Origin of the sequence: Streptomyces alboflavus, assembly GCF_000716675.1 — a bacterium.
GTDB classification, from domain to species: Bacteria; Actinomycetota; Actinomycetes; order Streptomycetales; family Streptomycetaceae; genus Streptomyces; species Streptomyces alboflavus.
The window spans coordinates 18,519-43,871 of the sequence record NZ_JNXT01000042.1 but is presented as its reverse complement, the minus strand read 5'-3'; the positions used below and the strand labels follow the sequence as shown (position 1 = coordinate 43,871).

The window sequence follows — 25,353 nt, the reverse complement described above, 5'->3', positions numbered from 1 at the left end:
ACGGCTAGCGGCCACGGCTAGCGGCCACGGCTGGCGGCCACGGCCGGGACGTGCGGCAGCGCCGCCGGGGGAGCGGCGGCGCTGCGGTGAAAGGGGGCTCTACGGGAGCCCGTGTACGTGCGGACCCACGGCGTTGGACCACGCGTTGCCGCCCGCCGCGTCCCAGTTGGTCGACCAGGTCATCGCGCCCCGGATGCCGGGGTAGGTCTTGGACGGCTTGAAGGAGCCGCAGTTGGTGCCCTTGGCGAGACAGTTGAGGGCGTTGTTGACGACGGACGGGGCGACGTAGCCCGACCCGGCGCCGCGCGTCGACGCGGGGGTGCCGATGCCGACCTGGGACGGCGCGAGCCCGCCCTCCAGCTGGATGCAGGCGAGGGCGGTCAGGAAGTCCACGGACCCCTGGCTGTACACCTTGCCGTCGCACCCGAGCATGGAACCGCTGTTGTAGTACTGCATGTTGACGACCGTGAGGAAGTCCTTCACGTTCAGGGCCGTCTTGAAGTACTCGTTGTTCTTGTTCTGCATGTCGATGGTCTGCGGCGCCATCGTCAGGACGAGCCCGGAACCGGCCTTCTGCCTCAGCGACTTCAACGCCTGCGTCATGTACGTGGAGTTGAGTCCGTTCTCCAGGTCGATGTCGACGCCGTCGAACCCGTACTGCTGCATCAGCGAGTAGACGGAGTTGGCGAAGTTCGTCGCGGCGGCGGAGCTGTTCACCGCGACGGCGCCGCGCTCACCGCCGACCGAGATGATGACGGACTTGCCCGCGGCCTTCTTCGCCTTGATGTCGGCCTTGAACTGGTCGACGGTGTACCCGCCGAGCCCGGCCGAGTCCAGGTTGAAGGTCACCTGCCCGGGCGTCCCGGTGGCGTCGGCGAAGGCCACCGCGATGATGTCGTACTGGTTCTGCACCTGGCTGAGCTTCTGGACGGTGGCGCCGTTGTTGAAGTTCTGCCAGTAGCCGGTGACGGCGTGCTTGGGCACGGCCCTGGCTCCGGCGGCGGCCTCGGTCCCGGCGGCCTGCGTCCCGGTCGCGGCCCGGGAACCGGCGTCCTTCGCGCCCGGCGCCGCGTCGGCACTCGCGGTGCCACCGGTCGCGAGCCCGGCGATCGCGAGCCCGAGCGCGGCGAGACCTCCGACGAGGGCGCTCCTTGTTCTGCGTGCGCGGTCCATCTTCTGCCTCCGTGGGGGGAGTCGGGGAGGAGGTGCGAAAACGGTGGCCACCGCTGCTTGGTCGTACAAGGTGGTCCAGACCAATGGGGTTGTCAAGAGTTTTGGCGCCGAGGGGGGTGGGTGATGGCATGTCAGGTCGGGTGCAAGCGGCGCTACGTGGAGTGACCGGGCGACTTTCCCTGTGGCTGCATCTGCTCGGTCGCACTCGGCGTGCGATCGCAGCGATGGCGTCGCTCTGGCAAACCTGGACGCCGAGCTGTCGCTGCTCCAGGCTTCTCTCGAATGGCGCGATTGTGTTGCGGGTGCACATGAATGGCTACGGCGCGTAGCGACTTTGGGTCGAAAGGCTCAGCTGGAGCCTCAAGTTCCGTTCCTCTGGGGCCCGTCAGGGGCTCGTCATTGCTCAGCTTTGTGCCGCTGTTCACCTTGACTTGGGGAACTCGCTCCGCGTTTACTCACTCCGCCTGCAAACTTGTGAAGCTCTTGTGACTCTGGGGTGGGGACTGTGAGGCTGAGGTGGGGGCATAGCCATGCCCGAATTCGTGAGAGATCACATCGCGTGACGGGGGGGGGAGTCTCGGCGGCGGCCGTGCTCCTCTCGTTGCTTCCCGCGGTCGCCTTCGCCGTTCCCGAAGGTGAGGTAAACGCCTCGACGCCACCATCCACGCTGACGGAGCAGGCGGCGTCGGAGCGGGCGGTGGCGACCGGTGAGCCGGTCGAAGTCACCATGGAGCGCACCGAGTACACGACGACCACGGCCAACCCCGACGGCAGCTTCGTGCTGACCAGTCCACGGAGCCGCAGCGTGCCCGGGACGAGAGCGGGGCGTGGCGGGACATCGACGTCACGCTGGAGAAGCGTGCCGACGGCACCGTCGGGCCGAAGTCGGCCGTGGTGGATCTAGCCTTCTCGGGCGGTGGCGGCGGCGCGGGGCTGCTGAGCCTCGGAGCCGGTGAGCAGCGGCTAAAGCTCGGCTGGCCGACGACTCTGCCCGAGCCGTCGCTCGACGGCGCCACGGCCACGTACGCGAACGTGCCCGTCAACGGCGTGGACCTGCAACTGACCGCGACGGCCGAGGGGTACCGCGAAGTGCTCGTGGTCAAGACGGCCGACGCCGCCGCGAGTCCGGAACTGGAGAAGGTCAGGCTCACCGCCCGCGGCGAAGGCCTGAGCGTGACACCCGGCGAGGGTGGTGGGCTGCGCGCGGTGGACGCCGACGGGAACGCCGTCTTCCGGGGGCCTTCTGGACAGATGTGGGACTCGGCCGGCGATGCCGCGCCCGCACCTCGCAAGGGATTGCGGTCGGCTGCCGCGGGAGAGCGGCCGACCGGGAACGGCGCCACCGAGGACCCGGCGCTGCCCGGAGCGGGTGACGCGACCGCTGACCTCCCCGTATCCGTTGGGGACGGCGCGGTGTCGGTGACCCCCGACCTCGATCTGTTGCGTGGCGAGAAGACCGTGTACCCGGTCTTCATCGACCCGTCGGTGGGCCTCGGCCGATCCGAGTGGACGAAGCTGTCGTCGGACGGCGACAAGTTCTGGAAGTTCAGCGAGCCCGAGGGCGTGGGCCGCTGCGGCATCGCGGACGACTACTACTGCAGCATGGGCGGCTATACGGACCGGATGTACTTCGAGTTCGGCGCGTCGAAGCTGGCGGGCAAGCACGTCCTGGACGCCACCTTCCGTGCGTACGAGACCTGGTCGTACAACTGCTCGCCGCACTGGGTCGACCTGGAGCGCACGGACAACATCTCCGAGGGCACGCGGTGGCCGGGGCCGAAGCAGCTGAACCAGATGGGCGATCGTTACGTCTCCGCGGGACGGGGAAACCTGTGCAGCCCGGAACAGCCCAACTCCTGGATCGAGTTCAACGACAACCCGGCCGAGAAGGACGAGAACCTCACCTCGACGGTGCGCGCCCTCGCGAACGGCAAGATGTCCCGGCTCACGCTGATGCTGCGCGCCAAGGACGAGGGGGAGCCGCGGGCGTGGAAGCGGTTCGACAACAACGCCGAGCTCAAGGTCTGGTACATGCACAAGCCGGGGGTGCCGACGTCGGTCGGGGCGATTCCGGGGACGGGAAACAAGGCGCAGTGTCGACCCGCGAAGGATCCGCTGACCGTGACGGTGGACTCTCCGAAGGTCCAGGCCAGCGTCCAGACCAAGGTCGAGCAGCACCAGGGCGATGAAGAGGGCTCGCTGCAGGCCGAGTTCGTGATGCAGCGCTCCAGCACGGATACGACGTCCGGTTCGTGGTCCGAGGTGTGGAAGGACTACGAGCCCGACTCAGGCTGGTCCCCGGACGGCACGAGGGAGGAGACAACCACCACCAAGCGCGCCGACGGCGGCCTCTACCGCTTCAAGGCGCGCACTCAGTCGCACTGGGTCTACGGCGGCAAGAAGGGCGACCTCTTCTCCCCGTACTCGAAGTGGTGCTACTTGCGGATCGACTCGACGGCGCCGAAGGAACCGACGATCGAGTCGCACATGCCGTACACGGAGTGTGTGGCCAACGACTGCGCGGCGAACGGACATCCGGGAGCACGGGGCGCCTTCATCTTCAAGCCGAACCGAGCGGACAAGGATGTGCAGCAGTACCGATGGCGGTTGTTGACCTCGGAGGCGGACGCCACGCAGACAGTGAAGGCTCGGCCCGACGGGTCCGGCGTTGCGGCCGTCAGGCCGGGACTCGCAGGGACCCAGACACTTTCGGTGGAGGCCAGTGACCTGAAGAAGGACGGGGAAGGCCGGGTCCGCTGGGGGCCGCCCGCCGAGTTCGACTTCAAGGTCGGCCTGGCCGAAGGCTCGACCGGTCGCTGGCGGTTCGACGACGCCGGCCCGGGATCGAGCAAGCTGACCGCCAACGACACCGGCCAGGTCGGTGCACACCATGACGTCGTCCTGCGCGACGAGGCGGGGACCGGCTGGTCGACGATGGGCCGCCGGGGCGCCGGGGACTACTCGCTGCGCCTCAACGACAACCTCAGCGACCCGGACAAGCAGGTCGGCTACGCCTCCACCGACGGCGTCCCGGTCAATACGCAAGACTCCTTCACGGTGTCCGCGTGGGCGTATCTGACCGACGCCTCCACCAACCGCGCGATCCTGTCCGCCCCGGGCGAGCACGGCTCGGCCTTCACGCTCTACTACTCGTCCGCCGCCAAGAAGTGGGTGTTCAACCGCACCGACCGGGACAAGAACGGTCCTGTCTACATCCGGTCCCTGGCCAACGCCGAGAATCCCCCGCTGAAGGTGTGGACACATCTCGTCGGCGTCTTCGACACCCAGGGCGACACGGACAAGAGCAACGACACGATCCAGCTCTACGTCAACGGGCGCCCGCAGGGGAAACCAGTGGTCCTCTCGGACGAGGCCCCCACGTACACGCCGTGGACAGCCGACCGGAACATGATGGTCGGGCGCTCCAAGGTCGGCGGTGGCTACGGGGACTACTTCCTGGGCCGGGTCGACGAGATCGCCACCTGGCAGCGGCCGTTGGAGCCCGATGAGATCCGCGAGGAGGGCCGCCTCGAACGCAAGGGCGCACCCACCAACGAACTCGTCGGGCACTGGGACGCCACCATCTCCTCCGCCGGCAAGGTCACGGAGAGCCCGGAGGATCCGGACGATTCGTCCAGCACGGCCTTCCCCTACCGCAGGGGCGCGATGGACCTGTCGGACTCGGGTGCCCGGCTGACGGGCGACGACGCGACGGCGCTCGTCCTGGACGGCAAGAGCGGTTATGCCTCGGCGGCGGGCCCTGTTGTCGACGAGACCGGGTCGTTCACGGTGTCGGCGCGAGTGCGGTTGACCAAGTCCGAGCTGGCGGGGAAGTCCGTCGGCTACCGGGGGCTCGTGGCCGGGCAGGCCACGCCGGTGGGCAAGGAGTCGTCCTGGGCGCTGTGGGTGGAGAAGACCGGGGACGACATCTATCGGTGGAAGTTCGGGCGGACCGCGGTCAGCGCCAGTGGAAAGGTCGCCGCCAGCGCTGTCGTCGAGGCGGAGGAGCCGATCGGCCCCGAGGAGTGGGACACCTGGGTCGACGTCACCGGCGTCTTCGATGCGGGTCTCGACTTCACGGACGACGAGGGCGACCAGCGCTTCGGCGTGGCCAAGCTCTACGTCGGGCAGTTCGCCCAGCAGGGCGAGGACGACGCCGGAATCGCACGGCCCCAGCAGGGCGACGGTGCCCTGACGGTGGGGCGCGGATCGGCCGACGGCAAGACCGGCCACTACCTTCCGGGGGATCTCGCGAAGCTGCGCATGTGGACGGGGGCGATGACCCCGGCGCAGGTGACCGACCAGATCGCAGAGCCCTCGACGTAGGCGCGCGGCGGTTTCACCTCGGGTCCTCTTCCCCAGCCTTTCCTCTGCCTTTCGACCGCGTGGGGTCGCCGTCGAGCGACCCCACGCAAGGAGACACGCAATGAAACAGCTCGGCCTCGGGCTGCCCGAAATCAGTCGTTCCGTCAGACGCCGATGGTGTCTTCGAGTCGCCGCAGTCACCGGCTTAGCCCTTCTGCCGGGCCTCCTGTCGCCGGTGGCGTTCACGGACACGGCGTCCGCGGCCACCGATCCGCTGGGTCGACCCAAGCTGGACGCGCCACGCTCGGCCAAGGTGACGCCGTTCACCGCAAGGACGAACGACAAGAACGCCGCTGTCGTACGGAAGTCCGCCGACGCGGGCCGGAAGGCGGCGGCCCGGGCACGAGGCGACCAGCGCCGGATCGTGACCTGGCCCAAGGGCGGCACGGCGACCCTCAAAGTGTCCGCGTCCGGAGCCGCGAAGGCGACCCCCGGAGCTCTGCCGCTCACACTCTCGGAGCCGAAAGCCTCGAATGGCGCTCCGCAGCGGACCGCCGACCGGCTCAAGGTCGAGGTCCTGGACCAGCGGGACGCGAGCAGGCTCGGAGTCAAGGGCGTCGTACTCACGGCGACCGGGCCCAAGGACGGCGGTAAGGCACGCCTGGGCATCGACTACTCGGCGTTCGCCTCGGCGTACGGCGGTGACTGGGCCGGCCGTCTCCAGGTCCTGAGCCTGCCGGACTGCGCCCTCGACACTCCCGGCAAGGCCGACTGCCGTACCCGCGAGCCGCTCGAGTTCACCAACGACCGCAAGGACGAGCGGCTGGACGCGGCGCTGTCGTTCCCTGCCGCCAAGGCCGGTGCGGACGCGGGCCGGACGATGGTCCTGGCCCTTGCTGCTGGCACCAAGTCGGGCTCCGGCGACTACAAGGCCACCCCGCTCGCGGCCTCATCAACCTGGGAGGCAGGCGGCTCCTCGGGCTCGTTCACCTGGTCCTATCCGCTGCGGACACCTCCGTCCGCGGCGGGCCCGAAGCCGGACCTGACGATCTCGTACGACTCCGGCAGCGTGGACGGCCGCACGGCGTCCACGAACAACCAGGGCACGGTCATCGGCGAGGGCTTCGACCTCACCTCGTCCTACATCGAGCGCAAGTACGGCTCCTGCGAGGACGACGGCCACGACAAGAAGTACGACCTGTGCTGGAAGTACGACAACGCGTCGCTGGTCCTGAACGGCAAGGCCACCGAGCTGGTCAAGGACGACACGAGTGGCAAGTGGCGGCTGAAGAACGACGACGCCTCGACCGTCGAGCACCACACCGGCGCCACCAACGGTGACGACAACGGCGAGTACTGGACCGTGACGACCGGCGACGGCACGACGTACACCTTCGGCCTCAACAAGCTGAAGGGCGCGGGCACGGACGACCGGACCGATTCGGTGTGGACGGTGCCGGTCTTCGGCGACGACGAGGGCGAGCACGGCTACGGGGACGGCAGCAGCTTCTCGGACCGGGACAGGAGGCAGGCGTGGCGCTGGAACCTCGACCTGGTCGAGGACACCCGCGAGAACGCCATGACGTACTGGTACGAGGCGGAGCACAACAACTACGACAAGCTCGGCGACGACAACACCGGCACCGATTACACGCGCGGCGGTTACCTCAAGGAGATCCGCTACGGCCAGCGCGCCGACGCGCTGTTCTCCGCCACTCCCGCTGCCTCCCACAAGGTCACTTTCACCTACGCCGAACGCTGCCTGGCCTCCGGCACCGGCTGTGACGAGCTGACCGAGGACAAGCGGGACAACTGGCCCGACGTGCCGTTCGACGCGGTCTGCAAGGACGACAAGAAGTGCACGGGAAACGTCGGCCCGTCGTTCTTCACCCGCAAGCGCATGACCGGCATCAGCACGTACGCGTGGAACGCATCCGCGCGCGAGCCCGCCTACTGGGTGATCGACGGCTGGAAGCTCAAGCATGAATACCTCGACCCGGGAGACACTGGCGACAGCACCGACCAGGCCCTGTGGCTGGAAGAGCTTCAGCACACGGGCAAGCGCGGTGCCGTCGACATCGCCCTGGACCCGGTGAAGTTCACGCACGAATTCCACGCCAACCGGGTCGACGGTGCCAGCGACAACATCATCTCCCTCGACAAGCCCCGGCTGAAGACGGTCACCTCGGAGGCGGGCGCGCAGACGATCGTCTCGTACCGGCCCGCCGAGTGCGTCGCCGGTCAGACCATGCCCAAGCCGGACGAGAACACCCGGCGCTGTTACCCCGTCTACTGGTCGCCCAACGGCGAGAAGATCCCGAAGCTGGACTGGTTCCAGAAGTACCCGGTCTACGCGGTCTCCACGACCGACCCGCGCGGCGGCTCGGAAGCCGTCCAGCACACGTACGAGTACTCCGGTGGCGGAGCCTGGCACTACAACGACGACCCGATGACGCCCGCTAAGGAGCGCACCTGGTCGGTCTGGCGCGGCTATGAAAAGGTCACGCACTACACCGGCGACAAGGGCACCGATCGCCTGAAGACGGTCAATGTCTACATGCGTGGCATGAACGGCGACCGCGTCGCGGGCTCCGACGGTGAGACGCCGGACCGCGACAAGCGCAGGACCGCCGAGTCCGCAGGCATCAAGGCCCCCAAGATCACAGACTCCGACCAGTACGCCGGCTTCGTCCGCGAGACGGTCACGTACGACGGCGACACCGAGGTCTCCGCGACCGTCAACGATCCCTGGTCCAAGCGGACGGCCACGCAGCACAAGTCGTACGCCGACACCGAGGCGTACTACGTCCGCACGGGCGCAACGCATGGGCGCACCCGCGTGACCAGTGGCTCCGAGCCCCGTGACCGGGTCCGCTCCACGAGGACCACGTACGACGACTACGGCATGGCCGAGACCGTCGAGGACCGGGGTGACGACGACGTCGCAGGCGACGAGACTTGCACCCGCACCTGGTACGCCCGCAACGACAAGGGCCTCAACTCCCTGGTCTCGCGCACCCGCACGGTCGCGAAGCCGTGTGCGACCTCGGACGCGGATCTCGAGTTGCCTGCCGACTCCAAGAAGCCCGGCGACGTGGTGTCCGACACGGCGACCGTCTACGACGACCCCGCCGCCACGACCTGGTCGGCCTCCCAGAAGCCGACCAAGGGCCAGGCCACCTGGAGCGGCCGCGCGAAGTCGTACAGCACCGACAACGCTCCCGCCTGGCAGAAGACCGCGACGACGACGTACGACAGGCTCGGCCGTCCCGTGGAGGTCAAGGACACCAACGGCCTGGCGACCGCCACCACGACCTACGAGCCCAAGGCGTCGGGTCCGCTGACGTCCAGCAGCGTGGCCAATGCCAAGCAGCACAAGACCACCACGGAGCTGGACTTCGGCACCGGGGCTCCCGTGAAGGTCACGGACCCGAACGGCAAGGTCATGGAGACGGCGTACGACGCCCTCGGCCGTACCACCCAGGTGTGGCTGCCCAACCGCCTCCGGGCCGACAAGACCCCCAACTACGTCTACGACTACAAGGTCACCAGCAAGGACATGTCGTGGGTGTCCACCGGCAGCCTCAAGGGCGACGGCTCCGGCTACAACACCTCGTACGCGTTCTACGACTCCCTGCTGCGCCCGCGTCAGACCCAGACCCCGACCCCCCTCGGCGGCCGCCTGATTGGCATCACCCTCTACGACACGCGAGGGCTTGCCGTCAGCGCGCAGGGCGACACCTGGGATGAGACGTCCGCGCCGAACAGCAAGCCGGCACAGACCGAGGGCAGCCAGGCCCCGCTCCAGACCGACACCACCTACGACGCGGCGGGCCGCCCCACGAAGGCTGTCACGAAGAACTTCGGCGTGACGCGCTGGTCGACCACCACGGCGTACACCGGTGACACGGTGACCTCGACCGCGCCCGAGGGTGGCCAGGCGACCGCCGAGGTCACCGACGCCCGTGGCCAGGTCACGCTGCGCCGTGAGTACGGCGGCCCGAAGCCGACCGGCACCGAGTTCACGAGCACCCGCTACACCTACACACCCGGTGGGCAGCAGGAGACGATCACCGGCCCGGACAAGGCCAAGTGGTCCTATGGCTACGACCTGTTCGGTCGGCAGGTGAGCGCCGACGACCCGGACAAGGGCGTCACGACCACCTCGTACGACAGCCTCGACCGCGCCCTGACCACGACGGACGTCGAGAAGCGGAAGCTGCTGTACGGCTACGACGACCTCGGCCGCAGGACCGGGATGTGGCAGACCGAGAAGACGGACGCCAACAAGCTCGCCGCCTGGACCTTCGACGGTCTCGCCAAGGGGCAGCAGGACACGGCGGTGCGGTACGACGGTGGCCTGGCCGGCAAGGCGTACACGCAGAAGGTCACCAACTACACGAGTCTCTACGAGGTCAGGGGCAGTGAGCTCATGCTGCCCGAGGACGATCCGCTGGTGGCGGCGGGTGTCCCGAAGAAGCTGGCCTTCAGTACGGGCTACCGCTTCGACGGCAGCGTCAGCCAGTCCTCGCAGCCCGCCGTGGCCGGGCTCGACGCCGAGACGATCGACTACACCTACAACGACACCGGCCAGCAGCTCAAGCTGCGCGGAACCACCGGCTATCTCCAGGGCGCCGCGTTCTCCCCGCAGGGCGACCTGCGCCAGCTCGCGCTCGGCATGAGCGGCGGCGCCACCGACAAGAAGGCCTACCTCAACTACGACTACGAGGCGGGCACGCGCCGCCTCACCCGCTCCTACGTCACCGATGACGTGCACGGATACATGCCGCAGGAGCTGAAGTTCACGCGCGACGACGCGGGCAACGTCACGTCGATCTTCGACGCGACGACGCAGGGCGGCACGAAGAAGGCCGACTTCCAGTGCTTCGACTACGACGGCTACAGCAGCCTGACCGAGGCCTGGACCCCGAAGACCGCGGACTGCGACGCCGCGAAACGCACGAAGTCCAACATCGACGGAGCGGCCCCCTACTGGACGTCGTACACGTACAACGAGGCAGGCCAGCGCAAGACAGAGACCCAGCACACGGCGTCGGCTGACGAGACCACGACGTACGACTACGGCACCCCCGAGGGCCAGCCGCACCCGCTCACCAAGACCACGGGCGCCCGGGCGGCCACGTACGAGTACGACAAGACCGGCAACACCACGAAACGCCCCGGGCCGAAGTCCCAGCAGAGCCTCACCTGGAGCCCCGAGGGCAAGCTGGCCAAGACCCTCGAAGGCACCTCGGAGACGGGCTACCTGTACGACGCCGACGGCGAACTCCTCATCCGTCGCGCCAAGGGCGACGGGGACACCGTCCTCTACCTCGGCGCCACGGAAGTCCGCCTGACGGCCAAGGGCACCAGGAAGACCCTCTCCGGTACCCGCTACTACACGGCCAACGAGCAGACGATCGCGGTGCGCACGACCACCGAAGGCGCAGCTGAATCGGAACTCAGCTTCTTGGCAGCCGACCACCACGGCACGTCGAGCGTGGCGCTGGACGCGACGACGTACGCGGTGACGAAGCGGTACACGTCACCGTTCGGGGCGCCGCGTGGGGAGAAGAGCTCCAACTGGCCCGACGACAAGGGCTTCTTGGGCAAGCCGGTCGACAAGGGGACTGGGCTGACACACGTGGGTGCACGTGAGTACGACCCGCTAATCGGAGCATTCATCACCGTCGACCCGCTTCTGGTACCGGAAAAGCATCAATCCTTGAACGGATACGCCTACGCCAACAACAGCCCTATCACCTTCAGTGACCCCACGGGCTTGGACTTTTGTGGCGATGACCACTGCAGTCCGGGGTCCGGCCGGGTCGACAGGGACGGCAAGTACCACAAGGGAAACCCGAATCCTGGCAGCATGGGCTCCGGGTACGGGGGTGGGGGCACCGCACCCACAGACAACTCGGGCTATACGAGTGCGCGGAACAACTACCAGTGTGGATATTCCTGTGGGAACACAGGAGTCACGGGGTATGGGCCGCGAGTGGACAGGAACTATGCACTGCCCAAGAAGGGGCCCAGTGACCCGTTGGGCTTCCTGCGGAGATTCGTTCCAGATGGTCCTCTCGCTAATATTCTTCAGGGTCGCTGGAAGGAAGCTGCGGCCCAACTGAAGGGTGAACCGTGCCGCGCCGAACGGATGACCTCCTGTATGAGGTCTGGCACTGTTGATGTTGGCGTCGGAGGATTTCTTGGAAAGCCTGCTGGACGGCTTGCCCCGAAGGGATTCGCCAAGCCGAAGCATGTCGTTGGTAAGGGGGACGATCCCCTGGTTCCAGAACTAGTTGACGACATCAATGCTCGATACCCCGGTCACGTGAAGGCGCAAGGGATAGACCTGGTCGGAGGGGATGGGAAGGTGCTCACAGACTTCGACATTGTGACTGGGAACGCGGTGGTTCAGGTGAAAACCGGGTCAGGCAAAGGTGCGTTGAAACAAGCCCTGGCTACACAGCGCCTGACTGACTACCCCGTGATCGTCTACCTCCCGCAGGGGCGAGGTAGTGTGATCAGGGGTCTCGAAAGCTCCGGAATCATGGTCACCCGAGACAAAGGTGTCCTGCTGGATGTCTTGGCTCCTTGATCGATAGCAAGTTTAGCAACTATGAAGGAGCTTTTCGTGCGGCCCACCATCGTGCTCATGAGTCCCTTGGGAGACCATCACCGGGAGCTTGAGGCTCGGCTGCGAAGCGTCGGTGATTACGTCGGCGGGGATGTTCTCGACCGATTGGAATGGAATACGTGCACGTTTGGTGTCGACCTGTCGGGAGACGTTCTTGCGGAATTCGATGAACAGGAGCTAGCCGAAATCGGCGACAAGCTGGGAGAGTTCAGCGCAGTGCTCCTTGAGTATCGTGACGTTCCCTGCGTGCGAGGCCTCTTGAGAGAGATCCTTCCTGGCCTGGTGGGCCTCATCGATACGAATTTCGGCGAGATTCTCGAGTACGGGCGGGTTCTGGAGCGATTCGAGCATGAACCCGATTGGGACTGGAGGGACGTCGCTCGATAGGAAGGACCTCTGCGGGCCTGGAAGCGGCATCGTGGTCCCGCCCCCGAAGGGGGCGGGACTTACTCACACTTCGACGTAGTCGTTGCCATGCTGCGGCAACGAGCCCGACAACCTGTAGGTGAACAGTGGGAAGTTGGGTGTTGAGGTGGCCCCTGCCTGGATATGGTGCTCAGGCAGTAGGTCCAGTACGGCAGGACGACAGGCCCAGGACGACAAGGTGGGCGTGAGGACTCGGAGCCGGGGGTGTGCGCATGCCGACCGCGATAGCCGTCACCAGCCCCGAGCTGGTGCTGCCCTCGCCCGACCGGCACACCCCGACCGCCGCAGTCCTGCAGAGCGCCGTGCAGGCCGCGCGTGCGCACACGGGCAAGGGGTACGCCGCCAAGTCGGCGGCCACGAAGGCCTCCACGAGAGGTTCCGGGAAGGCTTCCGGGAAGGCTTCCGGGAAGGCGCAGGCGTCCCACGCGCAGTCCCTGGACCAGGCGCTCACCGAGATGCACACCCTCATCGAGCACCACGGCTATGTGATCGTGCTCTGCCCGTCCTCCGCGCCGCCCGCCGTCCTGCACCGGCTGCACGCCATCCGGTCCGTCCTCGAGAGCGACCGCATCGCGCTGGTGAGGAGTGACCTGCCGCCGCTCGGGCTCTCCGTCCTCGCACTCCAGCTGCGGCAGTTGTCGATATGCGACTTCAGCCCCGGTGTGCTCGCCTGCGCCGCCCGGCTGCTCAGCCACTACATCTACGCGGGCGCGCTCCTCGGCTCCGTCGCCAGGCTCGACCGGGTGCCGGTGACGCTGCGGTCGCACACCAAGTCATGGGTTCCCGGCGCCCAGTTCGCGGTACTCGCCGCGCCGCGGCCCGAGCTGGTCAAGGTGGGCGGCGACGGGCTCCCGGCCGGGCCCGGGTTCAGCACGAAGCTGCTGTATGCGGCCGGACAGCTCGCCCCCGACTGGGTCGTGGACACGCTCGCGCCCGCCTGGAACGTCCAGGGCTGCGCCGACGTGGAGCTGCCCGGGGACTCGCCCCGCTGGTGGGCCACCGGCAAGCTCGTCGAGTTCGCCGCGGCCATCCCGGACATCTCCGTGCTCTACCAACTGGTGTCGTCCGTGCGGAGGGAGGACTGCCACTGGTGCGGTCTCGAACTCATCGGTGACCGCTGTGCCTTCTGCGCCGCGCCGATGCCGGCGGCCACGCCCGAGCCGTCGGTGCACGCCCTGCCCCGCGGCGGGACCTAACGCCGCACCCGCTCGCGTACCCACGCGTACGACACCCACGCACCACCCCGCTCACTGTCCGTAGCCACATGCACTCGCTGCACGATCGAACGAGGTAGGTAGTCCGGCCCATGAACTCACGCCAGCGCCGAGGCGTCATTCTGCTGGTCCTGTCGGTCCTGTGCGCGCTCGGCGCGTTCGCCGGGGTGCTCTCGGTGATCCGCGACGTGAACTCCAAGGTCGGGCCCGAGGTCGAGGCGTACGAGCTGAAGCGGGACATCGCGCCGTACAAGGAGCTGGAGTCGGACCAGTTCAAGAAGGTCGAGATGCCCGAGCGGTGGCTGTCCGACAACGCCGTGACCAATCTGCGGGAGATCCGCGGGAAGATCGCCGTCACGCAGCTCCAGAAGGGCTCGCTGCTTCAGACCGACATGATCGTGAAGCGGCCCCAACTGGAGCCGGGGCAGCAGGAGATCGCGATCATGATCGACGCGGCGACGGGCGTGGCGGGGAAGATCACGCCCGGCTCCACCGTCAACATCTACGCCACCTTCAAGGCCGAGAGCGAGCGCGGCAAGGACCAGTCGAAGGTCATCGTGGAGGGCGCCAGGGTCATCGACGTCGGGAAGCTGACCGCCCTCGACGGCGATCGCGACGACCGCGACCGCCGCCGCGACGACGAAGCCGTGCCGATCACGTTCGCCCTCGACACACGGGACGCCCAACGCGTCGCGTACGCCGAGTCGTTCGCCTCCCATGTGCGGCTCGCCCTGGTCGGGCAGGGGGGCGAGGCCGACGTGCCGCGCGGGGACCGTACGTACACCCTGGACGAGGACAAGTAAGGGGAGCAGACCTATGTACGTTCCCTCTCAGCGCATCCGCTGGGTCCGGCCCCGGGGAGGCCGCGCGTGATCACCCGCATCCTGCCCGCCGTCGGCGACGTGGACGCCGCCCGCGCCCTCACCGGCCTCGCGGCCCAGCTCCCCGACGCCGAACCCGCCCCGCCCGTCGCCGACTCCACGGCGCTCCTCGACACCCTGGCCCGGCTCGCCGCGGTCTCCCTCGACGAGCTGCCCGAGGTCGTCCTCGTCCACGAACGCATCGCGCCCGTGCCCGCGCTCGACCTGATCCGCGACCTGGTCCTGCGCTTCCCCGCGGTCGGCGTCGTCCTCGTCACGGCCGACACCAGCCCGGCGCTGCTCACCGCCGCGATGGACAGCGGCGCCCGCGGCATCGTCACGTTCCCGCTCGCCTACGACGCCCTCGCCGAACGGGTGCAGGCCGCCTCGGCCTGGTCCAGCGGGATGCGGCGGCACCTGGGGTCGAGCGCCGTCGAGCTGTACGGCGGCGGGCCCGGCGCGGCCGTACCCGGCGGCGGCCAGGTCGTGGCCGTCACCGGTGCGAAGGGCGGCGTCGGCACCACCCTCGCCGCCGTCCAGCTCGCCCTCGCCGCCCAGGCCTCGGGCCGCAGCACCGCCCTGCTCGACCTCGACCTCCAGTCCGGCGACGTCGCCTCCTACCTCGACGTGCAGTTCCGCCGCTCCGTCGCCGACCTCGCCGCCATCAGCGACATCTCGCCGCGCGTGGTCCAGGACGCGGTGTACGCCCACGAGTCCGGGGTCGGCCTGCTGCTCGCCCCGGCCGAGGGCGAGCGCGGCGAGGAGATCACCGACCGGGTCGCCCGGCAGACGGTCAACGCGCTGCGCGGGCGGTACGACGTCGTGGTCGTCGACTGCGGTACGTACGTCACCTCGGCCACCGCCACCGCCGTCGAGATGGCCGACCAGGCCGTGCTCCTGGTCACCCCGGACGTCGTGGCCGTGCGCGCCGCGAAGCGCATGGTGCGGCTCTGGGACCGGCTCCAGATCCGCAAGGCCGAGGAGACGGTGACGGTCCTCAACCGGGCCGCGCGCGGCTCCGAGATCCAGTCGTCCCTCGTCTCCCGCGTCACCGGCACCCGCGCCGCCCGCGCCACCGTGCCCGACGCCCCCAAGGAACTCCAGGCCCCCGTCGACGCGGGCCGCCTCCAGGACCTCGACAGCAAGTCCACGGTCAAGCAGGCGCTGTGGGGGCTCGCGGGGGAACTGGGGCTGGTGGAGCCGGAGTCCACGGGGCACGGGCGGAAGGGCGGCCGGGGGACGCGGCGGCTCGGGAAGTCCGAACGGGGGGACAAGTCCGACCGGGCCGAGCGGGGCGACCGGGGCGCGGTCACACTCGAGTTCGCCGGGATGTTCCCGCTGCTGCTCACCGTGATCGGGCTGCTGTGGCAGTGCGCGCTGTACGGATACACGTACTCGCTGGCCGGGAACGCGGCGGATGAGGCGGCCCGGGCGGCGACGGCGGCGGCTGCCGTGCACGGGGACCATCAGGGGGCCTGCGCGGCCGCGGGCAAGGAGCACCTGCCCGGGGCGTGGCAGGACGCCGACATCTCCTGCGCGCAGGAGGGCGACGTGTGGAAGGCCAGTGTGGACGTGGAGGTCCCGCTGTTCTTCCCGGGGGTCGACGCCGGGTGGAGCGTGAACGCGGAGGCGGGGGCGGCTCGTGAGGGGGAGGACGCGCCGTGAGGCTTCGGGTGCGGTGGTCGTCGGGCGCGCCGGACGCGCGCCGGGCGGGGGCTGTGCGGGTCGCGCCGTGGTCGTGGGGCGCCCGGAGGCCGACGTCACCCCGCCCCCGGCGCCGGAACCGCCCCCGCCGCTACGACGACGCGGGCGTCTCCATGCTCGAATTCGCCGGCTTCCTCCCCCTCCTCCTCATCATCGGCATGGCCGCGATCCAGCTCGGCCTCGTCGGCTACGCCGCGAACCAGGCGGGTTCCGGCGCGCGGGCCGCCGCCCGGGTGGCCTCGCAGGGGGAGGGCGGCGGAGAGGCGGCCGGGCACGCGGCCATGCACGACGGACTCTCCGCCGATGTGAGCGTCAGCGACGGCGGCGACACGTCGAAGGCGACCGTCGTCGTCCAGGTCCCCACCCTCCTCCCCTTCGTCGACACCGACTGGACCGTCACCAAGTCCGCGACGATGCCCAACGACGACCCCGAGGCCGGAGGCTGACCCCGATGAGCCTGAGAGCCCGTATCGCCTCACCCGCCGACGCGGTCACGCCCGACCGCGACGAGGGCCTCGTGGCGACGTACCGCGCGAAGCTCCTCGAAGAGATCGACCTCGCCGAGATGTCGTCCCTCTCCGCGGCCGACCGCCGAGCCCGCCTCGAACGCGTCCTCAACCACATCATCAGCCGCGAGGGCCCGGTCCTCTCCTCCTCCGAACGCGCCCACCTGGTCCGCCGCGTCGTCGACGAGGCGCTGGGCCTCGGCGTGCTCGAACCGCTCCTCGCCGACGCCTCCATCACGGAGATCATGGTCAACGGCCCCGACTCGATCTTCGTGGAGCGCGCGGGCCGCGTGGAACAGCTCCCCCTCCGGTTCGCCTCCGAGGACCAGCTCATGCAGACGATCGAACGCATCGTCTCCACCGTGAACCGCCGCGTCGACGAGTCCAACCCCATGGTCGACGCCCGCCTGCCCACCGGCGAACGCGTCAACGTCATCATCCCGCCGCTGGCCCTGACCGGCGCGACCCTCACCATCCGCCGCTTCCCGCGCGCGTACACGCTCCCCGAACTCATCGGCCTCGGCTCGCTCGACGAACACATGCTGATGCTGCTCGCCGCCTTCGTACGGGCCCGCTTCAACATCATCGTGAGCGGCGGAACAGGCTCCGGAAAGACCACGCTCCTCAACGCCCTCTCCGGCCTGCTCCCCGCCCACGAACGCATCATCACCATCGAGGACTCGGCCGAACTCCAGCTCCAGCAGGACCACGTCATCCGCCTCGAATCCAGGCCCCCCAACGTCGAGGGCAAGGGCCAGATAACAATCCGCGACCTGGTCCGCAACTCCCTGCGCATGCGCCCCGACCGCATCATCGTCGGCGAGGTCCGCGGCGGCGAGACCCTCGACATGCTCCAGGCGATGTCCACGGGCCACGACGGCTCCCTGGCGACGGTCCACGCGAACACCGCCGAGGACGCCCTGACCCGCCTCCAGACCCTCGGCTCCATGTCGGAGGTCCAGGTCCCCTTCGAGGCCCTGCGCGACCAGATCAACTCGGCCGTGGACGTCGTCGTCCAGCTCGCCCGGCACGCCGACGGCTCCCGCAAGGTCGCCGAGATCGTGCTCCTGGTCAGCCACGGCCGCCAGCAGTTCCGCATCGCGCCCGTGACCCGCTTCGTCCCGCAGCCGGTCGGCCCCGACCGCATCGTCCACGGCTATTTCGAGCACCTGCCGCTGCCGCGGCCCGTCGCGGAGAAGCTGTACGTGGCGGGGGAGCCGGTGCCGCCCGCGTACGGGGTGGCGGGGGCCATAGACGTACTGAACACGAGGGAAGCGATCGGCTGATGAACAACCCCACGCTCCTCGCCCTCGGCGCCACCCTCCTCACCGGCACCCTCGCCGTCGCCGGGCTCCAGACGTACGCGTCCGGGCGTGCCCAGCGCGCGGCCCTGGAGGACCGCCTCACCGGCGAGGGCTCCCGACCGGCCCTGGAGGGCGGCGGCCGCGTCCGCCGCTTCACGGCCGTGGACCGCCGCCTGCGCCGCACGCGCCTGGGCCGCGAACTCCACCTGCGCCTCTCCGCCACGGGCCTGGACCTCACCCCCGGCGAGTTCTTCACGTACGTCATGGCGGTCGTCGCCGCCCTCTGGCTGATCGCGGCCGCGTCCCTGGCCCCCTTCTTCGGCCCCATCGCCGGGATCGTGGCCGTCTGGAGCGCGGTCATCTTCCTCAACTGGCAACGCCAGAAGCGCATCGAGGCCTTCATCAACCAGCTCCCCGACGTGGCCCGCATCCTCGCCAACGCCACGGCGGCGGGCCTGGCGCTGCGCACGTCCCTGGCGATGGCGGCGGAGGAGCTGGAGGCCCCCGCGGGCGAGGAACTCTCCCACGTGGCCCACCAGCTCACCCTCGGCCGCTCCATCGACGACACCCTGGAGGAACTGGCCCAACGCCTCCCGTCCCGCGAACTGATAGTGCTTGTGACGACCTTGGTCCTCTCCAACAAGGCGGGCGGTTCGGTGGTGAACTCCTTGCGGAACCTGACCCAGACCCTGGAGGACCGCAAGGAGACCCGGCGCGAGGTCCGCACGATGCTCTCGGAGGTCCACGCGACGGCCTTCACGGTCCCGCTCCTGGGACTGGGATCGCTGTTGCTGATCAACTCGTCGAACGAGGGCGCCCTGGAGCGCGTGACGGGCTCCCCCCTCGGCCAGACCCTGATCCTGATCTCCCTCGGCCTCTACGCCGTCGGCTTCTTCGTGATCAGGCGCCTCGGAAAGATCGAGGTGTGAGGGTGAACTCCGTACGCGTACGAGGGGAGCTGAGCCCCCGATGACCGCCCTGCTCCTCGCCGCCCTCATGGGCCTGGCCGTAGCCGGCGCCGCCCAGGGCATCCGCATGTACCGCGCCGAGGCGAAACTCCCGGCCGACCTCGCCGTGGCCCTGGAGGTGGGCGCGTCCCGCGTCTCGGTCGCGGGCGGGGCGGTGGACCGCCTGGGCATGCGCTTCGCGCCACTCGTGCTGCGCCTCATGGGCCCGAAGCGAGTGACGGCGAAGCGCCGCCGCATCGACATGGCGGGCAACCCGGGCGGCCTGACGATCGACCGCTACGCGGCGCGGCGGGCGGTGTACGGAATCTTCGGCGCCGTCCTCGGCCTGATCTTCCTCACCAACTCCCAGCCCCTCTTCGCCGCCATGACCTTCGCCTTCGGCGCGGTGGCGGCGGACGCCCTGATCTGGCAGGCCGTACGCGAACGCCGCGAGGTCATCGACCGCACCCTCCCGGACTTCCTCGACGTCCTCGCCGTGGTCGTCTCCGCGGGCCTCGGCTTCCGCCAGGCACTGGACCGCGTCGCGGAGAAGTACGAGGGCCCCTGGGCCGACGAACTCCGCATCACCCTCCGCCAGATGGACATGGGCGTAAGCCGCCGCCAGGCCTTCGACGAGCTCCGCAAACGCAACGCCTCCGAACAGGTGGCCCAGTTCGTCTCCGCCCTCCAACAGGGCGAGGAACTCGGCTCCCCCATCGCCGAAACCCTCATCCAACTCGCCACCGACATGCGCCGCACCGACGCCCAGAACTCCCGCCGCCGAGCAGCGAAGACGATCCCGAAGGCGACGATGGTGACGCTGGTGTTCATGCTTCCGGCGACGATGATCCTGATCGCGTCCGGGATGTTCCTGGGGTCGGGGTCGGACTTCGGGTCGATCTTGGGGGACTAGGGACCCAGAGGGCCGGCGGCGGTGGCGTGAGGTGCCCGCAGGGCGGGATTGTTCAGTTCGTTGCCTTTGCTGTGGTAGCGCATTGCGTTGGCGTTCGTCACCACGCTGGCGAGCAGGCAGACCGTCGCCAGGGCGAACACCGGCTTGCGTGCGGCTGCGGCGAATCCGCCGCCGCGCGGGAGCACGAGAAGCACCATGCCGAGCACGGCCGCGAAGAGCAGGTAGCGCCCTCCCCATGTCTCGCCGTAGCCAAGCGCTCCGGTACAGCGGTCGGCGAAGTCACCGACCTCGCCGCAGGATTCACCGTCGTACCCGTCGGTGGTCCAGGCCGCCCACCCCCACCACAACAACGCCAGAGGCAGACCGGCCCAGAAGACGACGGCTTGCCACCGGTGGGCGGGGCGGTCGTGATCTCCGGCGGGGTCGTCGTCCTCCCCGCCACCGGCCGCTGACGCGGCATGGTTCACCGTCGACTCACCGGGCGTTGCCTGCACCTCCCTCGGCTGGTCCACGCGGTAGATGTAAGACGCTGGGCCGTCCGGGGCCGGGCCGGTGCTGCCGACGCGGTGCAGCCCGGCCTTCTCCAGGGCCCGCCAGGCCGCGCGGTTGGCCGCCGGGACGGGGACGAAGACGGCGGGGGCGTCCCTGTGGGCGGTCCAGGTCTGCGCCACGATCTCCCGGATGACGAGTGGGCCGAGGCCCTGCCCGATGTGCGCGGGGTCGCCGATCAGGTAGTCGAGGGTCACTGCCCCGTCGGGTACGTCGACCTGCCCTTCCAGCTCCGCCGCATGCCTCGGGTGATCGGCGAGCCGGCGCCGCCGGACCAGGCCGATCGGTATCCCGTCCCGCATGACCAGCAGGTCCTCGGACGGTTCCGCGCCGCGTGCCGCAGGGCCGAAGTCCCGCGCGATTCCCTCGTCGGACGTGTCGTGAGGCCACCACCGCGCGACGTGCGGCTGCGCGAGCCACACCGACAGCAGCCCGAAGTTCTCCTCGGCCACCGGCCGCCACCAGATCACCGCGCCCCTCCCGCAGTCGTCCTGAGCCGTGCCCACTGTATTGACCTCTCGGGGCGGCCCCGCAGTCGCGCTCCGCCTCACATGCCGGTGGGTGACGTGGAGATGGCCCCGAGGACACCGGGCCGCGACAAGGCGGCTGCTCCCGTACAAAGTGAGGGAAAGCCCTCTGCGGCTGCGAAGGGATGTGCCAGAGTCGGCTGAGTGAGCCAAACGATGCCCGGAACGGCCGAGTTCACCGGAGGGGGTGCGTTGTGGTGACGGTGCACATCCGCTCCTCGGGGTGCATGGTGATCACCCCGAGAGGGAAGGGAACTCGCCAACTTGCGTATCAGGCGTGCCTGGAGCCGCATTGGTCGCGCAGAGTTGCTGCCGAGATACGTGTTGTCGCGTACGTTGCCCCATGACAACAGCGGCGTCGGTGAAGGTCGCGGTATCGGGTGGGAGAGAAAGGTCGTCCGTCGTGCTGAAGGATTACGTACTTGGGGCGTGGGTGAAGTGGACGGTGGCACTGGGCGACCGGATGCGAGGCAGGGACAGGGACCGCGGCGCTGGGTTCGTCGAGTACGCGGGTCTGATGATCCTGATCGCGGGGATCTACACGCTGATCGATGGGTTGGCGCTGGACAACAAGATCTCAGAAGCCATCGGCGACGCGGTCGGCGACGTCATCGGCTGACGCTCAGCAGACTGAGGGACGATCAGGGTTCGACGCTGCCTCTGTACATCTGGCTGACCGGAATTCTGCTCTTCGTCTCGCTGGCGTTCTTCGCGTTCGCGCAGGGGGCCTCGGCGCGGAACGGAGCCCAATCGGCTGCGGACGCAGCAGCGTTGGCGGCGGCGCAGGCAGCCCGGGACGAGCTCATCGATGGGTTGGGCACGGCGATCGAGGCCGGTGAGGGCGATGAATGGCTGGAGTGGCTGGATGGCACCATAGCCATTCCGCAGGGGGAGGCTGAAAGCGCGGCTGACGCGCTGGCGGCCGAGAACGACTCCAAGGTCACTGGCTTCATGCCGGACGAGGTGAACGGCTACCCGGGCTTCTGGGTCCGGGCAACCACGAACTACACAGTGGGGGACTCGATCATCCCGGGCACGGAGACGATGCACGCCAAGGCCGAGGCGACCGCTGTCATCAAGCCACGCTGTGACCTCGCCGAGTCAGCTGATCCGGAGAAGGCCGTGGAGTTCATCTGCGACGGTGATGATGAGCCCATTGAGATCGACCCGGACGACTTCGACCCGGACGACCTCCCCGACGCATCCGACCTGTTCGCCGTGCACCTGGCCGACTGACAAGCGAGCAACGAGAAAAGGAAGCCGTTGAGATGAAGCTTCGGCGCACCACGAAGACCCGCAAGGCAACGACCGCGGTGGCGATCACGACTGGGCTGGTCCTCGCGGTGGCCGGTTGCGGTGGCGGTGATGGCGGGGACGACGACTCGAAGTCGGACAAGGGCAGCTCTTCGGCTCCGGCGGGTGACAGCGGCGACGGAAAGGACGAGCAGCCGAAGGAGTCCGCTGAGGACCAGCCTCTGGCTGAGTCCAAGGGCAGTGGGGTCACCCTCGTCATCGATTCGGCGAAACGGGACGAGGGCGGCTTTGTCACCGTCTCCGGCAAGGTGACCAATACCTCCGGAGGTCTCTGGTCGGGCGGCCAATGGCGTGGTGACGAGCGGGAGTTGCAGGGTAACGGCGGGTCTGTCGCGGGGGCGAGCCTCGTGGACAGCAAGGGCAAGAAGAAGTACCTCGTGCTGCGCGACACCAGCGGCCGATGCCTCTGCACCAAGTTCGAGGGCGGCGTCGACTCGGGTGAGACGGTGGACTGGTTCGCCCAGTTCCCCTCGCCACCCGAGGGGACGACCAAGGTCAACTTCCAGGTGGGGGCGATGCCTCCCGCAAGCATCGAAATCTCCGAGGGCGAGTAACCATGACCCGCTCCCGATCCCTGGCAACCGCCACAGCCACCACCCTCACCGCCTTCCTCCTCCTCGCCCCCGCCCCCCTCGCCTGGGCGGACGACGACGACCCCAGCGCACCCCCCGGCAGCACCACCACCTCCCCACCCCCCAAGCTCGACCCCAACAGCCCCGGCCTGAAGCTCGCCGACGGCGCCACCCTCGCCCCCGCCAAAGTCCTCGACATCAAGTCCGTCGTGGAGGACATGGGCGGGGAGGAGCGCCGCGAGGACACCAACACGGACGTGAAGTTCGCCCTCCAGGCCGAGGTCCTCTTCCCCAAGGACAGCTCCAAGCTGAACCCGGAGGCGGCGGCCCGCATCAAGGCGATCGCCGAGGAGGCCAAGGCCCAGAAGGCGACGGACGTGCGCGTCTTCGGCTTCACGGACAACCTCGGCTCGTACGGCCACGGCAAGAAGCTCTCCAAGGACCGTGCCGAGGCGGTCCACGACGAGCTGGCGACCCACCTGGGCCCGGAGGTCACGTACGCCGTGCGCGGCTACAGCGAGGACTATCCGATCGCGGACAACGGGTCGGAGGAGGGGCGCAAGAAGAACCGGCGGGTGGAGGTGTCGTTCCCGAGGGGTGCATCGGGCGGCGGCGGCCCCACGGCGGCAGGCGGAGGCTGAGAGCGAGACTGAGGACGGGGATCAGGCGGCCTGCACCCCGCCGCCCGCGCCCCTGTCGCACTCGCACCCGCCCCCCAGGCCCACTCAACCCCGCGTACGCCCCACAGCGCCGTACCCCATCACCTCAGTGACCTCCGTAGCCTCGTCCGGCTGCCACTCGAAGAGCGGCACGAGGCCGGGCTCGACGAGGTCCATCCCCTCGAAGAACGCCAGCAACTGCTCGATGGTGCGCGGCTGGTAGGGCAGCGCCCCGGGCGCGGCGGAGTAGACCTCGCACGCCACGATGATCGAGGGCGTGGGGATGTCGTGGCTGAGCATGAGGCAACTGCCGGGGGCGAGCGGTTCGAGGAGGCGGCCGATGAGCGACTGCGCCTCCTCGTCCGAGAAGTGCCCCAGAACGCTGCTGAAGGTCAGCATCACGGGCTTGGTGAGGTCGAAGCGGTCGGCGGCGTGGGCCAGGACGGTGTCGGTGTCGCGCATGTCGGCGTCGATGTATGTGCTCAAGGGCGGGTCCTGGTACGCACCTTGGTGGGCCAGGACGACGGGGTCGTTGTCGACGTACAGCACGCGGGCGTCAGGCTGGTGGCGGCTTACTATGTGGTGGATGTCCGGCGCCAGTGGAAGCCCGGCTCCGAGGTCCAGGAACTGCGTCACGCCCGCCTCGGCCGCCGCCCAGCCGACGGTCCTGCGCAGGAACTGCCGGGCGGAACGGGCGTCGGCGGTGATGCCGGGCGCGAGCTTCTCCACCGCCTCGACTGCCTGCCGGTCCCGCTCGTAGTTGTCCTTCCCGCCCTGGGCCGCGTTCCAGAACCGCGCGCTGCTCACCTCCCCGTCATCGGCCGACGGCAGTCCGGAGTGGTCGACTTTGGGCTCGCCCATGGGGGACTCCTCGAAGATCGTCGGCAGGATCCCGGCCGGACTCGGACCAGGTCCTGCGCAGGCGCAGATGTCTGGTCATGAGACTACGTTCGGGACGGGCAAGATCCCAGCGAATGCCGGTTCTGGGCACGGCATTTGAGGTGCGGACGACGCCATCTGGGGGTGTGCGACCACAGGTCGGCTTCCGGCACGGAGCAGGTTGGAAAGCAGTCGACGACCCGCGGGCTCAGCCGCCGGAGGAGGTGCGGTGCGCGGGCCAGGCATCCCGCAGTTGCCACTCCTTGGCGATGGGCAGGGGCGCTGTGTCCACGCTCAGGTTGCGCTCGCCGACCTCGATGGCGAGCGCCTTCCCGTAAGGGCCGGTGGCGCGTTCCCGGTAGCCGCGGGGAGCGGGGTCCGTGAAAAGCGTCCACGACTGTGTGTACGGGTCCAGGACGAGGCACGCGGCGATACCCGCGACGGCGTAAGCGTGGGGCTTGATCACGTAGTCGTTCTCCACGGAGGACGGAGAGACGATCTCCACGGCCAGGTCGATGGCTTCCGCATCGTAGGGGGCTTCGTCCTCCTCGTCGCCATGCCACACCAGGACGTCGGGGCTGCGGGTCCGCTCCCACTCGGGGTGTGCGAATTCGATCTCCCCAAGGACCGCATCGCCGGCCTGATCCCTGAGCTGGCGGTCGATCTGCTGCTGGGTGCGGTAGTGGGCGGGAGTGACAGGGGACATCATCACGACGCCGTCGACGATATTGACGTCTGTTCCTTCCACGTGCTCTTCGACGCTCTTGGCCAGCGCGAGCAGATGGGGAAGGTTACGAGTGATGTGCTGTTCGGTCACGGTGAGCCACCTTGGTGGGTCTGACGGGGATCGTTCGGTGACGG

The 25,353-nt window shown here is 68.8% G+C and carries 18 protein-coding genes; 14 read left to right on the top strand and 4 right to left on the bottom strand.

All coding sequences use genetic code 11. The features are described from left to right. Window positions 1-99: 99 nt before the first annotated feature. The gene (locus OO63_RS28080; protein WP_030357994.1) at window positions 100-1,173 is read right to left on the bottom strand and encodes a chitinase; all 1,074 of its coding nucleotides are present in this window, start codon (window positions 1,171-1,173) and stop codon (window positions 100-102) included. Between the two features lie 891 nt (window positions 1,174-2,064). Here OO63_RS28080 and OO63_RS41695 point away from each other — a divergent pair. The 10 genes from OO63_RS41695 (at window position 2,065) to OO63_RS28030 (ending at window position 19,992) form a co-directional block, all read left to right on the top strand. Next, window positions 2,065-5,499, top strand: coding sequence for a LamG-like jellyroll fold domain-containing protein (locus tag OO63_RS41695; RefSeq protein ID WP_234311124.1), 3,435 nt, complete (start codon window positions 2,065-2,067; stop codon window positions 5,497-5,499). A 100-nt stretch (window positions 5,500-5,599) separates the two neighbouring features. Beyond that, window positions 5,600-12,079: an RHS repeat-associated core domain-containing protein gene (locus OO63_RS28070; protein ID WP_234311125.1), complete on the top strand. Its 6,480-nt coding sequence runs from the start codon at window positions 5,600-5,602 to the stop codon at window positions 12,077-12,079. Window positions 12,080-12,115: 36 nt separating this feature from the next. Next, window positions 12,116-12,505, top strand: a complete 390-nt coding sequence (locus OO63_RS28065; protein ID WP_030357996.1) for a hypothetical protein — start codon at window positions 12,116-12,118, stop codon at window positions 12,503-12,505. A 251-nt stretch (window positions 12,506-12,756) separates the two neighbouring features. Beyond that, a complete protein-coding gene (locus OO63_RS41690) occupies window positions 12,757-13,740 on the top strand; it encodes a hypothetical protein (RefSeq protein WP_037631339.1) in 984 nt (327 codons plus the stop codon). Between the two features lie 110 nt (window positions 13,741-13,850). Then, the gene (gene cpaB / locus OO63_RS28055; protein WP_030357998.1) at window positions 13,851-14,561 is read left to right on the top strand and encodes a Flp pilus assembly protein CpaB; all 711 of its coding nucleotides are present in this window, start codon (window positions 13,851-13,853) and stop codon (window positions 14,559-14,561) included. Window positions 14,562-14,627: 66 nt separating this feature from the next. Then, window positions 14,628-16,283 (top strand): CpaE/TadZ family protein, encoded by a 1,656-nt coding sequence (locus OO63_RS28050; protein ID WP_030357999.1) that lies wholly within the window; start codon window positions 14,628-14,630, stop codon window positions 16,281-16,283. 152 nt (window positions 16,284-16,435) lie between these two features. Then, window positions 16,436-16,768, top strand: coding sequence for a TadE/TadG family type IV pilus assembly protein (locus tag OO63_RS28045; RefSeq protein WP_031192619.1), 333 nt, complete (start codon window positions 16,436-16,438; stop codon window positions 16,766-16,768). Window positions 16,769-16,773: 5 nt separating this feature from the next. Further along, entirely contained in the window at window positions 16,774-18,114 is a 1,341-nt protein-coding gene (locus tag OO63_RS28040; protein ID WP_030358001.1) for a TadA family conjugal transfer-associated ATPase, read from the top strand. Next, window positions 18,114-19,061, top strand: coding sequence for a type II secretion system F family protein (locus OO63_RS28035; RefSeq protein ID WP_030358002.1), 948 nt, complete (start codon window positions 18,114-18,116; stop codon window positions 19,059-19,061). Before OO63_RS28040 ends, OO63_RS28035 begins: the two co-directional genes overlap by 1 nt. Before the next feature lie 40 nt (window positions 19,062-19,101). Then, complete coding sequence (locus OO63_RS28030; protein WP_030358003.1) at window positions 19,102-19,992, top strand: DUF5936 domain-containing protein; 891 nt, start codon at window positions 19,102-19,104, stop codon at window positions 19,990-19,992. On the opposite strand, the gene OO63_RS42955 is transcribed toward OO63_RS28030, so the two are convergent. Next, window positions 19,989-21,047: a GNAT family N-acetyltransferase gene (locus tag OO63_RS42955; protein ID WP_234311126.1), complete on the bottom strand. Its 1,059-nt coding sequence runs from the start codon at window positions 21,045-21,047 to the stop codon at window positions 19,989-19,991. The two genes, OO63_RS28030 and OO63_RS42955, sit on opposite strands and share 4 nt — an antisense overlap. 424 nt (window positions 21,048-21,471) lie before the next feature. Here OO63_RS42955 and OO63_RS28020 point away from each other — a divergent pair, with 424 nt between their 5' ends. The 4 genes from OO63_RS28020 to OO63_RS28005 are packed head-to-tail and all read left to right on the top strand — an operon-like array spanning window position 21,472 to window position 23,595. Then, a complete protein-coding gene (locus tag OO63_RS28020) occupies window positions 21,472-21,687 on the top strand; it encodes a hypothetical protein (RefSeq protein WP_051811273.1) in 216 nt (71 codons plus the stop codon). Beyond that, window positions 21,684-22,304 (top strand): pilus assembly protein TadG-related protein, encoded by a 621-nt coding sequence (locus tag OO63_RS28015; RefSeq protein WP_267885728.1) that lies wholly within the window; start codon window positions 21,684-21,686, stop codon window positions 22,302-22,304. Before OO63_RS28020 ends, OO63_RS28015 begins: the two co-directional genes overlap by 4 nt. Window positions 22,305-22,336: 32 nt before the next feature. After that, on the top strand, window positions 22,337-22,936 hold the full coding sequence (locus OO63_RS28010; protein ID WP_030358007.1) for a hypothetical protein: 600 nt from the start codon (window positions 22,337-22,339) through the stop codon (window positions 22,934-22,936). 2 nt (window positions 22,937-22,938) lie between these two features. Then, window positions 22,939-23,595 carry an OmpA family protein gene (locus OO63_RS28005; RefSeq protein WP_030358008.1) on the top strand — a complete coding sequence of 219 codons (657 nt, stop codon included), beginning with the start codon at window positions 22,939-22,941 and terminating at the stop codon, window positions 23,593-23,595. An 84-nt stretch (window positions 23,596-23,679) separates the two neighbouring features. On the opposite strand, the gene OO63_RS28000 is transcribed toward OO63_RS28005, so the two are convergent. Both OO63_RS28000 and OO63_RS27995 read right to left on the bottom strand, forming a co-directional pair. After that, on the bottom strand, window positions 23,680-24,474 hold the full coding sequence (locus OO63_RS28000; protein WP_030358009.1) for an SAM-dependent methyltransferase: 795 nt from the start codon (window positions 24,472-24,474) through the stop codon (window positions 23,680-23,682). A gap of 226 nt (window positions 24,475-24,700) precedes the next feature. After that, window positions 24,701-25,309: a Uma2 family endonuclease gene (locus OO63_RS27995; RefSeq protein WP_030358010.1), complete on the bottom strand. Its 609-nt coding sequence runs from the start codon at window positions 25,307-25,309 to the stop codon at window positions 24,701-24,703. Window positions 25,310-25,353 lie beyond the last annotated feature (44 nt).

Bases quoted from the DNA above. Each gene is read 5' to 3' on its own strand.
- OO63_RS28080 (WP_030357994.1), bottom strand. From the start codon at position 1,173: ATGGACCGCGCACGCAGAACAAGGAGCGCCCTCGTCGGAGGTCTCGCC.
- OO63_RS28070 (WP_234311125.1), top strand. From the start codon at position 5,600: ATGAAACAGCTCGGCCTCGGGCTGCCCGAAATCAGTCGTTCCGTCAGA.
- OO63_RS41690 (WP_037631339.1), top strand. From the start codon at position 12,757: ATGCCGACCGCGATAGCCGTCACCAGCCCCGAGCTGGTGCTGCCCTCG.
- cpaB (WP_030357998.1), top strand. From the start codon at position 13,851: ATGAACTCACGCCAGCGCCGAGGCGTCATTCTGCTGGTCCTGTCGGTC.
- OO63_RS28045 (WP_031192619.1), top strand. From the start codon at position 16,436: ATGCTCGAATTCGCCGGCTTCCTCCCCCTCCTCCTCATCATCGGCATG.
- OO63_RS28040 (WP_030358001.1), top strand. From the start codon at position 16,774: ATGAGCCTGAGAGCCCGTATCGCCTCACCCGCCGACGCGGTCACGCCC.
- OO63_RS28035 (WP_030358002.1), top strand. From the start codon at position 18,114: ATGAACAACCCCACGCTCCTCGCCCTCGGCGCCACCCTCCTCACCGGC.
- OO63_RS28030 (WP_030358003.1), top strand. From the start codon at position 19,102: ATGACCGCCCTGCTCCTCGCCGCCCTCATGGGCCTGGCCGTAGCCGGC.
- OO63_RS28010 (WP_030358007.1), top strand. From the start codon at position 22,337: ATGAAGCTTCGGCGCACCACGAAGACCCGCAAGGCAACGACCGCGGTG.
- OO63_RS28005 (WP_030358008.1), top strand. From the start codon at position 22,939: ATGACCCGCTCCCGATCCCTGGCAACCGCCACAGCCACCACCCTCACC.
- OO63_RS28000 (WP_030358009.1), bottom strand. From the start codon at position 24,474: ATGGGCGAGCCCAAAGTCGACCACTCCGGACTGCCGTCGGCCGATGAC.